This window comes from Dietzia sp. CW19 (assembly GCF_014145265.1).
GTDB lineage: Bacteria > Actinomycetota > Actinomycetes > Mycobacteriales > Mycobacteriaceae > Dietzia > Dietzia natronolimnaea.
In genome coordinates, this window is record NZ_JAALEE010000558.1 from 1 (window position 1) to 11,447 (window position 11,447).

Sequence of the window (11,447 nt, forward strand, 5' to 3'; positions counted from 1 at the left end):
AAGGGAGCGGCGGTCGGCGAGCCCTGGGTCATGACCTCGATGTTAAAGCCTTTTCAAGACTTCTCAGGTCACATCACGGGGCGAGGTCGGTCCAGCCCACGAAGCCACTCGGATCGTGGCGGCCCAGCACGCCGTGCTCGAACATGCCCCAGCCCTCCGCGCCGTCACACGTGGCCCGGGCGATGTGATCGATGGTCTGGTACGGCATGAACGCCGGGAGCTCGGGGTCCGTGAAGTCGTACGCCGTGGACAGGCTCCAGCCGCGCCCCTTCCACTGGCCGTGCTGCCAGTCCGGGTCGCCCACGTATCCGGATCCCATGCTCAGCGGGATGTAGCCGAGGGTCTCCACCTCCACCACCAGGGGTTCACCGCTGGGCGTGGTGAGGTGGATCCGCGCCGACTCCGGGTGCCGGGTCCCGCTGCGGTAGGACACCTCCATGCGCGGCCAGCCCAGCTGTTCGATCCGGCCGTCGGCAAAGGTGCGGGTGGCGTGGTTGAGGGTGCGGTACCCGTCCGGGCTCTCCTGCATGATGATCATGAGCGCGTAGTCGTCGAACCGCAGCGGGACGTACGTCCACCAGTGGCCCTCACGCGGCTCGTCGGCCGAGCGACCCTTGGGCTCCGGGTCGCCGCTGGGACGAATGCCCCACGAGCGGTCCCGGGTACCCATCCACACGTCCGGGTCCACCGAATAGTCGGTGCCCTCGACGGTGAGCGTGCCGGACCAGCTGCCCACCTGGGCGAAGCGCGTGGCATCGAGAATCGGTCGGGGCCCGTCGAGCAGCATGTGCCGCTCCTCGAGGACCGCCTCGAACGAGCCGTGCCAGGAGAGGTCGAACGAGAGGTCCTCGTGCTCGCAGAGCAGGCGGACGGTTCGCAGCGGCTCGATCACCTCGACCCGGTACCCACCCACGATCGAGTCGAGGGACCGCTCGTCGCTGGCATCGGAGAAGCGGACCGAGCGCTGTCGATCGCCCTGCCGGACGGTGGCGAAGGCGTCGATCACGCCGAGATTCGGGTACACGCCCAGGCCGGTGACGAGATAGACGTCCCCGGTCCGGTCATGGGCGTTGAAGTAGTAGCGGTCGTAGAAATTGCGGTCACTCGTGGCGACCTGCGCCATCGACAGCGGGGACTGGTGGACCGGGTACTCGTCGAGGGGCGCGGGCTTGATCGTCATGGACTCTCCTTAGGTTTCTGGGGCGGTGGAGTGGGGCGGTTCGTACCGGGTGTCAGTCGGCGATCATCCGCGCGAGCATGGCGTGGTGCAGGACGTCCTCGTCCGGGTTCTCGTGCGCCTCGACCTCGCCGAAGTGGACGCGTCGGCGCTCGATCTGCGACATCACGATGCCGTGGCGCAGGGCGGCGTAGGTGCGGAAGAACTCCAGCTCGCGAACCGGTGACCCGGTGAGCTCCTCGTATCGGGCGACCACGGCCCCGTGGGGGAACAGATCAGTTAGGCCGGGGAAGTCCCACTGCTCGGCGATCTCCTGGAACATGTCGGGGAAGAACAGGAACCACCCCAGGTCGAGCTCCGGCGGCGCGAGCGTGGCCGACTCCCAGTCGAGCACGGCGGCGGGCTCGACCCCGTCGAACATGATGTTGCCGATCCTGGCGTCGCCCCAGCAGAGCACGTCCGGCGACAGCTCGGTGGGCCAGTTCTCCTCGATCCAGTCGAACGCCCTCTCCGGGACCGGGATCCGGAGACCGTCCTCCCACTGGGTCCACTCGTAGTAGGCGCGCTCGTTCTCCACGTGTGCCCGAAGACTGTCGACGCCGGCGGCCGGCGCGGCATCCCCGAGCGCGGTCCGTGGGTCCGGTGTGCCGTGAACCCGGGCCAGGACGTCCACGCTCACCTCGCGCACCCGCGCCCGGCCGGTCTCGCCCAGCTCCTCCACCACCCAGCCGCCGAACACGTACGGCGGGTTGTCGACGGGGACCCGGCCGGAGACACGGTCCATCACCAGGAAGGGCACGCCCAGGATCTCGGGCGAGTCCTCGACCCAGCGGACGTCGGGCACCGGCAGGTCGGTCCGCTCGCGGACGGCGCGCATCACGGCGGCCTGCCCGGCCAGGTCGTAGTCGGGGAACACCGGGAACGAGGAGGCCTCCGGCGCGAGTCGGGCCACCAACGCCGCGCGCTCGTCACGCCCGTCCGCGGTCCACTCGGCGTCAAGCAGCACGGAGATGCTCGACATGCCCGAGCTCTCGGGGCGCCGGATCGACGTCACGCGGACCGGTCCCGTGCTGCCCACCCGCTCGGCCAGCCACGTCTCCAGTCGGGCCCGGACCTCGTCGAGGTCGGTGGTCGAGGTGATGCTGTCGGTCCGAACCGCCGCCCGACTCCTCTCGGCGCGCGCACAACAAGCACGCGGTCCGCACGAGCCTGCTGCAGGCCGCCCGTCAGCTCTTCGCCGAACGCGGGGTCGCCGAGACCACGGCGGAGGAGATCGCCGAGGCGGCCGGCGTCTCCCGCGCGACGTTCTTCAACTACTTCCGGAACAAGCACGGCATCGTCATCGCTCTCCACGACGCCCACGTGGCCATACTCGGACTCCTTGTCGACGACCTGCTGTCCGAGCCGCTGACCACCGCCGGTCGGCTCGATCGCTTGTTCGCGGACGTCGCCGCCACCGCCGCCGCCGCGCCGGTCTACTTCGCGTCGCTGACCGGCGAGCTCGAGCGTGAACTCGCCGTCCCCGCCGTCAGCGCCGCCCGCACCGAGCAGCTGACCTCTACCCTGGTGCGACTTCTGACCCCGGGAGTGGCCGCCGGGGAGGTGCGCGAGGACCTGCCACTGCGCTTCCTCGCCCAGATGGTCGGCTCCACCTACCTCTCGGTGATCCGCTACTGGCGTGAGTCGCCGGACTACGACATCACGCTCAACAGTGCCCGGGCGTCGCATTTCCTGACCGGCGCCCTCGCACCAGGGACGGGCTGACCCGACGGTCACCGGAACCACGACGGCCGCCGGCCCCGGAGGCGCGAAGTTTACGTCGCCCCGCGTGGTCGCGCGACAGGTTGCGGACCTCCGCCAGAGGAGCAGAATCGCCGGCACGGCTGGAAAAGCCAGTGCACCCAGAACGATTCTCATCCCGAAGGAGTGCCGATGCCCGACAAGAAGTCCGACTCCAAGTCTGCCGCCCGATCCGCGGCCGAGAAGCTCGTCGACAAGGCCGAACAGTTCGCCGACGACCTGGCCGGCAGCGCCGACGTCGTCCCCGGTACGCCGGGATCGCGACCGCCGACCGTCGCCGAGCCCACCGAGCCCACCAGCCCGCTGCCGCCGAAGGCCGACCAGAAGGGCGCGACCCCGCACGGCCCGACCGGCGCGGAGCCGCCCGGCTCGGTCACCGCTCGCGAGGAGGTCATGCGTCAGCAGGGCCAGTTCCTCACCACCGCCCAGGGCGCGCGCCTGTCCGACACCGATCACTCGCAGAAGGCCGGTCGTCGCGGCCCGGTCCTGCTTCAGGACCACCACCTACGCGAGAAGATCATGCACTTCGACCACGAGCGCATCCCGGAGCGCGCGGTCCACGCCCGCGGGGCCGGCGCGCACGGGACGTTCGTGGCCAACGGCGCCGCAGCGAGCGTCTGCAAGGCCGGCGTCTTCGCCGAGGGCAAGGAGACCGAGGTCTTCGTCCGCTTCTCCACCGTGCTCGGCAACCGCGGGTCCGCCGACACCGTCCGCGACACCCGCGGATTCGCGACCAAGTTCTACACCGACGAGGGCACCTGGGACCTGGTCGGCAACAACATCCCGGTGTTCTTCATCCAGGACGCCATCAAGTTCCCCGACGTCGTCCACGCCGCCAAGCCGCACCCGGACCGCGAGATCCCGCAGGCCCAGAGCGCGCACGACACCTTCTGGGACTTCGTCTCCCTGCACACCGAGGCGCAGCACCACACCCTGTGGAACATGTCCGACCGCGGAATCCCGCGCTCGTACCGGATGATGGAGGGCTTCGGCGTCCACACGTTCCGGCTCATCAATGACGCCGGCGAGACGAGCCTGGTGAAGTTCCACTGGAAGCCCCACCTGGGCGTCCACTCGCAGGTGTGGGAGGAAGCCCAGATCACCGCCGGCATGGACCCGGACTTCCACCGCCGCGACCTTGCCGACGCGATCGAGTCCGGCGCGTTCCCGAGCTGGGACCTGGGCATCCAGGTCTTCCCGGACACGGTCGACGAGAACGGCGTCAGCGAGATGTTCCACGGCATCGACCTGCTCGACCCGACCAAGATCGTCCCCGAGGAGCTCGCACCGGTGCAGGTGATCGGCACGATGACGCTCAACGCCAACGTCAAGAACTTCTTCGCGGAGACCGAGCAGGTCGCGTTCCACCCGGGCCACCTCGTGCCGGGCATCGACGTCACCAACGACCCGCTACTGCAGGGCCGACTGTTCTCCTACCTCGACACCCAGCTCACGCGTCTGGGCGGTCCGAACTTCGGCCAGATCCCCATCAACCGGCCGCACGCGCCCGTCAACGACATGCTCCGCGACGGGTTCCACCAGTCCGCGGACCACGTGGGCGTGGCGCCGTACCAGCCCAACAGCCTCGACGGGGGATGCCCGTTCATGGCGGGCACCACCGACGGTGCGCTGGTGGAGGTGGCGCAGCAGATCGCCGACGCGCAGGTCGTCCGCGACGCCCCGGCGACGTTCGACGATCACTACTCGCAGGCGACGCTGTTCTACACCAGCCTCACCGAGGTGGAGAAGGCGCACGTCGCCGAGGCGTACACCTTCGAGCTGGGCAAGTGCTACGAGGAGGCCATCAAGATCCGGCAGGTCGAGCAGCTCGCGCACATCGACCATGACCTGGCCGTCACCGTCGCGTCGGGGCTGGGACTGCCCGCGCCCGCGAAGGTGCCCGTGGCCGAGGTCGTCACCAGCCCGGCCCTGTCCCAGATCGGCAAGGAGTGGCCGTCCGACGGGCGCCAGATCGGCATCCTCGTCACGGAGAACTCCGACGTCGGCGCGGTCAAGGAACTCGAGCAGGCCGTGTTCGGCGACGACATGGTCCCGCTCGTGATCGGCCCGGTCGGCGGCAGGCTCGGCGAGGGCGAGCCCGATGCGACGGTCGCGATCTCGCGGACCTATCAGACGCAGCGGTCCATCGAGTTCGATGCCCTCGTCGTCGTCGACCTCCCCGCCCACCCGCGGACCGACGTGCTCATCAGCGAGATGTACCGGCACAAGAAGGCCATCGCCACCCTGGCGCCCATCGACCGGTACGTCGACTTCGGACTGACCTCGGACACCCCGGGCGTGGTCGCGGTCGACGCAGCGGCCGGCGTGCTGCCCGCACTCAAGCCGCTGCTGGCCACCCACCGGGCGTGGGAGCGGCCCGACCCGGCCCGCATCTGACGCAGGGCACGGAGCAGTAGACGGACACCGTGGGTCGGGGATCGCGAGAGGTCCCCGACCCACGGCGTGCGCGGGTAGCGTCTCGGCCATGAGCGACCACCCCGCCACCCGTGAGGCCGCCGCCCGCGAGAGTCCTGCCGGTCTCCGCCTCGAGGCGCGGCGGGTGATCACGGCTCCGGCGGACCGCGTGTTCGCCGTACTGTGCGATCCGGACGGCCACGTGGCGATCGACTCCTCGGGGATGCTCCAGGCGGCCGAAGGATCGGTGGTCACCGCCGAGGGCGACCGGTTCGTCATCCACATGGACCGCGAGTCCCTCGGCGACTACGACATGGGCGAGTACGACGTCACGGTGATCATCACCCGGTTCGAGCCGGACGCCGAGATCGCCTGGACCATCGACGGGGCCATCACGCCCCCGATCGGCCACACCTACGGCTACCGCCTCATCCCGCTGGGCAATGGCGATAACGGCGATGGCGACGGCGCCGAGGGGGCGCGTACCGAGGTCGTCAGCTATTACGACTGGTCCGATGCGCACCCGAAGTGGCGCGACTCGGGAGTACTGCCGGTGCTGGACGCATCGGCGCTCAAGGCGACGCTCGGAATTCTCGACCGGGCGGTCAGGAGGGGATATGTCCGCGGCTGATCCGAATGCCCACCGGCCGGACCTGTGGTTCTCCCGCGACGGCATGGAGCTGCGCGCGGTGGACTCCGGGCCCGCCGACGGCGAGGCGATCGTCCTGCTCCACGGGTTCCCGCAGCGCACCTCCAGCTGGGACCTCGTGTCTCCGCTCCTGCACGCGGCCGGGTACCGCACCCTGGCGCTGGACCAGCGCGGGTACTGCGAGTCCGCCCGCCCCCGTGGTCGACGCGCGTACCGGCTGTCGGAACTGGTGGGGGACGTCCTCGCCCTGCTCGACGCCGCCGGCCTGCCCGACGCCCACGTGGTGGGTCACGACTGGGGCGCCGCCGTGGCGTGGGGTGTCGCCGGGGCGCACCCCGACCGCATCCGCAGCCTCACCGCCGTGTCGGTGCCCCACCCCGCCGCCTTCCTCAAGGCCATGTTCGCCTCCGACCAGCTACTGCGATCCTGGTACATCGGGCTCTTCCAGCTGCCGTTCCTGCCGGAGCGACTGCTCACCTCGGCCGGTCCGCTGCCCGAGAAGGCCCTGGCCGGGATGGGTATGACGCCCGAGATGATCGAGCGCTACCGGCGTGAGATGGTCGCCGCCGGCGCGATCCCCGGGGGACTCGGCTGGTACCGGGCCCTGCCCTTCGCCTCACCGTCCCGCTCGACCGCGCCGGTCCGTGTGCCCACCACGTTCGTGTGGAGTGACCGCGACCCGGCCCTGGGCCGCGGGGGCGCCGAGCGGACCCGCCACCACGTGGACGCCGACTACCGGTTCGTCGAGATGAGCGGGGTCAGTCACTGGATCCCCGACGAGCGGCCGGCAGAGCTGGCCGATGCAATCGTGGCCCGCGCCCGGTCGACCGCGGACGGCTCGGGTCCCGGGGCCTGAACTCCACCGCACCGGGTGCGCGCGGCCCGGTGCGGTGTCAGGCTGGGCCGATGTTCTTCATCTTCGGCTTCAAGAACTCGTCCCGGAACCTCGGGCTGGCCCGGGCCACGTGCCCGAACTGCGGCAACGTCGCCGCACAGCGGGTCGACCGTCGCAAGCGGGCGTTCTCTCTGTTCTTCGTCCCCATCATCCCGCTGGGGTCGTCGTACACGGCCACGTGCACGGCGTGCGGCATCACCACCAAGATCGACCGGTCGCGGGCCGACGGGATCCTGTCCGGCGCGTACTGATCCGGCCGCTCAGCTCTCGCGCGCTGGCACCGCTGGGGCCGTGGCCCTGTCCTCCCACGGAGGCGGGATCGTGGCGGCGACCGACGCGGCCAGGAGGGTCGCGCCGCAGCCGAACATCAGACCGACCCGGAATCCGGCCTCGGTGGGGACGAACAGCCCCTCGAAGTCCATGGACATCTGGGTGAGCAGCACGCCGAGCACCGCGGCAGAGGTCGTGGTGCCGATGGAGCGCATGAGTGTGTTGACGCTGTTGGCCGAGCCCATCTCGGAGGTGGGCACCGAGGCCATGATCAGCGCGGGCATCGCACCGTAGGCCAGCCCCACACCGCCGCTCACCACGATGCCGACGGTCATCACACCCCAGGTCGATCCCATGAGGAACAACCCGGACGCGTAGCCGACCGCGACCACCAGCGCTCCCAGGATGAGCGTGGTCTTGGGACCGCGGGTACCGATGAGTCGCCCGCTGAGTGGGGAGACCGCCATCATCGCCAGCCCGCCGGGCGCGCTCCACAACCCCATGGCCACCATCGACTGGCCCAACCCGTGCCCGGTCTCGACCGGGAGCTGGAGAATCTGGGGCATGATCAGCAGCTGCGCATAGAGGCCCATGCCGATGGTCACCGAGGCGATGTTGGTCATCAGGACGGGGCGACGGGCGGCAACCCGCAGGTCCACGATGGGTGACGGGTGCCGAAGGACCCACAGTGCCCATCCGGGCAGCGACACCGCGGTGAGGGCCAGCAAGCCGAGGGTCAACGGGGAGCCCCAGCACCAGTCGGCGCCCTTGGACACCGCGAGCAGCAGCGAGATGAGAGCGATCGCGAGCCCCACCGCGCCGACGACGTCGAGCGTGCCGTCCGGTTTGGCGGCCGGCAGCGTCCGGAGACGCACCGTCATCATCACGATGATCGCCACGCCCAGGGCCCCGGACCCCCAGAACATCCACTGCCACGAACCGTATTGCGCCAGGGCGGCCGCCGCCGGGAGCCCGAGCGCCCCTCCCACTCCGAGCGAGGAGCTCATCAGACTGATCGCCGGTGCGAGTCGACGCGCCGGGAGGATCTCGCGCATCGTGGCGATGCCGATCGGGATCACACCGATTCCCACGCCCTGCAGGGCGCGCCCGATGAGCATCGGCCACAGCGAGGTGGCCAGTGCGCACAGCACCGAGCCGACGACCATGACCGCCGTGCAACCGATGAGCACGTACTTCTTCGGATAGAGGTCTCCCAGTCGTCCCATGAGCGGACCGGCCACCGCTCCGGCGAGCAGCGTGATGGTGACGACCCAGGAGGCGTTGACCGCGGAGGTGTTGAGAATCGCCGGCAGCATGCCCAGCAGCGGGATGACCAGCGTCTGGCTGAGGGACATGACGACGCCGCCGAAGGCGAGGACCGCGATGAGGCCGTTCTCGTCCGACCGGACGGTGTCGGCGCCCCCACCGCGCGTTCGTGCCATCATCCCGTGTCCTTCCGACCGAGGCTCACGTCCGGAGCCTCTCGTCGGACATTACAGACAGGTGTCGAACGGGTTCTCGTTCCGGGCACGACCACGTCGTTCGACATGACGGTCCGTGACGGCGGAATCCTCGCTCACTATTGTCTACCGCTGTCCGCGGTGCGACGATGAGCGGGTGGACACCACCGGCTCGACCCGGCGGATCACCCGCCGGCCCACCGTCGCCGTGGGGGCGTTCCTCGCCGCCACGGCCGTCGCACTGACCGCCGCCGTCACGGCCCCGGCCACCGCGAACGCCCAGGACTCCTCCGAGGCCATCCCGCTCCTGTTCCCTGCTCCTGACCGCGTGATCGCCGTGGGCGGCTCACCCTCCGGGTTGTGCGCAGGCGCGATCTCCACCACGCTCGACGGCGACGGGTACCCGGACACGGCATCCGTCTCCTGGGCCTTCGCCGTCGTCGGGGTGGGCCCGTGCACCCTCACGGCCACCCTCTCGTGGCGCAACCTCGACACCGGGGCCACCGGGGAGAAGATCGCGCAGGTCCCGTTCCCGCGGATCTCGACGGGCATCCCCGATCCGATCTCCCACCCCTACGAGGCGCAGATCTCCACCGGCCCGGGCCGGGTCGAATACCGACTCACCACCACCGGCGGGGCCGTCGCCGGGCCGATCGTCGTGGAGACGGTCGCCTACGACGGCTGACGACGCCGGGGGCGCGCAGCACCCGGACCGGGCGGGCGTTCCGGGCCGAGCATTTTGTTGGTTGCCAAACCGGTTCCAGTAGGGGACGTGAGCATCCCAGGATGTGCTCTGGGCAGCGCGGGTCTTCACGTGGGCTCCATCGCGGATCTTGATGTGGATCGCGTCCAGGAACACCACCGGGTAGAACGCCTCCAACGGGCGGTGCTGCCAGGCGGCGACTTCGTCCAGGACCGCGTCGGTGACGTTGGCGATGGACTCGTGCGACAGCTCCACCCCCAGGGTCCGCGCGAGGTGGTGCTCGATCTCCCGGACGGTCATTCCGCCGGCGTACAGCGAGATGATCTGGTCCTCCAGCCCGCCGAGCCGGCGGGCGCCCTTCGGGACGAGCTGGGAGGCGAACGAGCCCTGCCGATCGCGGGGCTGATCCAGCTCCACCGGGCCGACCTCGGTGGCCACGGTCTTGCGCGAAGTGCCGTTGCGGTGGTTTCCGTCCCCGCCACGGGCGTGGGCATCGCGGCCCAGATGCTCGGTCAGCTCGGCGCCCATGCCCCGCTCAAGGACGGCCTTGAGCATCTCGTTCAAAAAGCCGTCCTTGCCAGTCAACTCCAACCCTCGCGAACGGGTCTCGGCGAGTACGTGATCAATCAGCGCATCCGAGAACACCTCCCGGCGAAGCCCAGCAGCATCTGATACATCCGTAGCGTCGTGGTCGTCAACAGCCATAGCGTTCATGATTCCTCCTCCGGATCAACTCACACAGACCATCTGACACGCCCCGTCGAAAGTCTCTGCCACCAGTGGGTCGGTACGCGACCAACTCATCGCGCTTCTCACGGCCCAAGCCGACCTGATTGACCAGGCGCCGCTGAACATTACGACTCTGGCTTGGCTGTCAATCGGATCAGTCGGCGGCGATCCTGCCGATTCGGCCGCGATCACCTCACTGCGTAGTCGAGTCATCGAGGAATACCGGCAGCCCTTTGACCGCATCCTCACACATCCTGACGTTCGAGCACAGCTCGGCAACGTCGACACCACCTTCGCGATCGTTCAACTCCTGGGTCCCGTCGTGTTCGCTCGCCTTACTGGGCTCTGCACCGTCGACCACGACGGATGCGTGCAACTCGTTGATGATTTTCTTGCTGCCCGCAAGCAGGGAGGCGAACCCATCCCGGCCGAGTCCATCCACGACCTGAACCGCTGTGAGTCTTGGGGTGGCTGGTCTGGGACCGGCTGGCAAGGATAGGAGTTGGCCGCATCACCCCGGTCGTGACTCATGAACCGCCCGGCCCCCTCGGGGTGCCCTACTAGGGATTTGTCCAACCGGGGTGAGGCAGCCGACGCCGTCCTGGCCCACCTCGGTGACTTGATCAGAAGGCTGTCCGCTCCATAAGGAACGTGACTCATCACAGTGCTGCCCCGAAGTGACTCCTACCCAGACCGGCGCCGGCCACCAGCGGCCGGACCGCTGTCCCTGAGTAGGAAGGACCCGAGCCGCTATGACCATCGTCGCGCATGCTCACCCATTCGTCATCGGCGTTGATACCCACGCACGCAATCACGTCTTGGCAGTCCTGGCTGCCACTGGTGAGGTTATCGATACCGCCCAGTTCCCGACGACCGCCGCGGGGATGGCCCGCGCGATTTCGTGGGCCACCCGCCGCACCGGCGGTGATCAGTCCGCCCTCTGGGTGATCGAGGGAGTTGCCTCCTACGGTGTTAGGGACACCTTTCGGAAAGCAGGGTTCTGATGATCGGGTAGCGCGGGTATGAGCATCGGATAGCGGTGGGCGGCGTCGTGTGCTGGTCTCGGCTTCACGCGTGGCAACAAGGCTGCGCGTGGATCCGAACAGGAGGCACGGGTGACTGATTACCGATTGGTGATGTCGCTACTGCTGCAGGACAGGTCCTACCGGGACATCGAGGCGATCGCGGGCTGCTCGCACCGCACGATCGCCAAGGCGAAGAAGGTCTGCCACGACCACGGGTTGACCGCCACGAGCCAGGTCGAGGCGCTCAGCGGCGAGGAGATCGACGCCTTGTTCACCGATGGCCGTAAGACGCCGTCGGAGGAGTTCGTCGCCTTCGACGTGGCG

The 11,447-nt window shown here is 69.2% G+C and carries 9 protein-coding genes and 5 pseudogenes; 10 read left to right on the top strand and 4 right to left on the bottom strand.

Annotated elements, in window-relative coordinates:
* Positions 1-73 precede the first annotated feature (73 nt).
* Both G6021_RS15675 and G6021_RS15680 read right to left on the bottom strand, forming a co-directional pair.
* The gene (locus G6021_RS15675) at positions 74-1,180 is read right to left on the bottom strand and encodes a hypothetical protein (RefSeq protein ID WP_067715474.1); all 1,107 of its coding nucleotides are present in this window, start codon (positions 1,178-1,180) and stop codon (positions 74-76) included.
* 52 nt (positions 1,181-1,232) lie between these two features.
* Entirely contained in the window at positions 1,233-2,198 is a 966-nt protein-coding gene (locus G6021_RS15680) for a phosphotransferase family protein (protein ID WP_187700777.1), read from the bottom strand.
* Positions 2,199-2,389: 191 nt separating this feature from the next.
* Between G6021_RS15680 and G6021_RS17940 the strand changes: the two are divergent.
* The 6 genes and pseudogenes from G6021_RS17940 to G6021_RS15705 form a co-directional block, all read left to right on the top strand.
* Positions 2,390-2,515: pseudogene (locus G6021_RS17940) on the top strand (helix-turn-helix domain-containing protein); the annotation flags it as partial.
* A 24-nt stretch (positions 2,516-2,539) separates the two neighbouring features.
* A complete protein-coding gene (locus G6021_RS15685; RefSeq protein WP_269504680.1) occupies positions 2,540-2,941 on the top strand; it encodes a hypothetical protein in 402 nt (133 codons plus the stop codon).
* Positions 2,942-3,109: 168 nt separating this feature from the next.
* Positions 3,110-5,374, top strand: a complete 2,265-nt coding sequence (locus G6021_RS15690; RefSeq protein ID WP_007626538.1) for a catalase — start codon at positions 3,110-3,112, stop codon at positions 5,372-5,374.
* 88 nt (positions 5,375-5,462) lie between these two features.
* The gene (locus G6021_RS15695; protein ID WP_063973117.1) at positions 5,463-6,023 is read left to right on the top strand and encodes a hypothetical protein; all 561 of its coding nucleotides are present in this window, start codon (positions 5,463-5,465) and stop codon (positions 6,021-6,023) included.
* Positions 6,010-6,897: an alpha/beta fold hydrolase gene (locus G6021_RS15700; RefSeq protein WP_007626536.1), complete on the top strand. Its 888-nt coding sequence runs from the start codon at positions 6,010-6,012 to the stop codon at positions 6,895-6,897. Before G6021_RS15695 ends, G6021_RS15700 begins: the two co-directional genes overlap by 14 nt.
* A gap of 50 nt (positions 6,898-6,947) precedes the next feature.
* Positions 6,948-7,187 (top strand): zinc-ribbon domain-containing protein, encoded by a 240-nt coding sequence (locus G6021_RS15705; protein ID WP_061917661.1) that lies wholly within the window; start codon positions 6,948-6,950, stop codon positions 7,185-7,187.
* 9 nt (positions 7,188-7,196) lie between these two features.
* Here the strand turns inward: G6021_RS15705 and G6021_RS15710 are convergent, their stop codons facing one another.
* Positions 7,197-8,651, bottom strand: coding sequence for an MFS transporter (locus G6021_RS15710; RefSeq protein ID WP_159148247.1), 1,455 nt, complete (start codon positions 8,649-8,651; stop codon positions 7,197-7,199).
* Between the two features lie 172 nt (positions 8,652-8,823).
* On the opposite strand from G6021_RS15710, the gene G6021_RS15715 reads away from it, so the two are divergent.
* A complete protein-coding gene (locus G6021_RS15715; RefSeq protein WP_007626533.1) occupies positions 8,824-9,351 on the top strand; it encodes a hypothetical protein in 528 nt (175 codons plus the stop codon).
* Positions 9,352-9,462: 111 nt separating this feature from the next.
* Here G6021_RS15715 and G6021_RS15720 read toward each other — a convergent pair.
* Positions 9,463-9,963, bottom strand: a pseudogene (locus G6021_RS15720) (transposase); the annotation flags it as partial.
* Between the two features lie 172 nt (positions 9,964-10,135).
* On the opposite strand from G6021_RS15720, the pseudogene G6021_RS17630 reads away from it, so the two are divergent.
* From G6021_RS17630 to G6021_RS15735, 3 pseudogenes are all read left to right on the top strand, one after another.
* Positions 10,136-10,597, top strand: a pseudogene (locus tag G6021_RS17630) (TetR/AcrR family transcriptional regulator); the annotation flags it as partial.
* A gap of 253 nt (positions 10,598-10,850) precedes the next feature.
* A pseudogene (locus tag G6021_RS15730) lies at positions 10,851-11,069 on the top strand (IS110 family transposase); the annotation flags it as partial.
* A gap of 144 nt (positions 11,070-11,213) precedes the next feature.
* Positions 11,214-11,447: pseudogene (locus G6021_RS15735) on the top strand (IS21 family transposase); the annotation flags it as partial.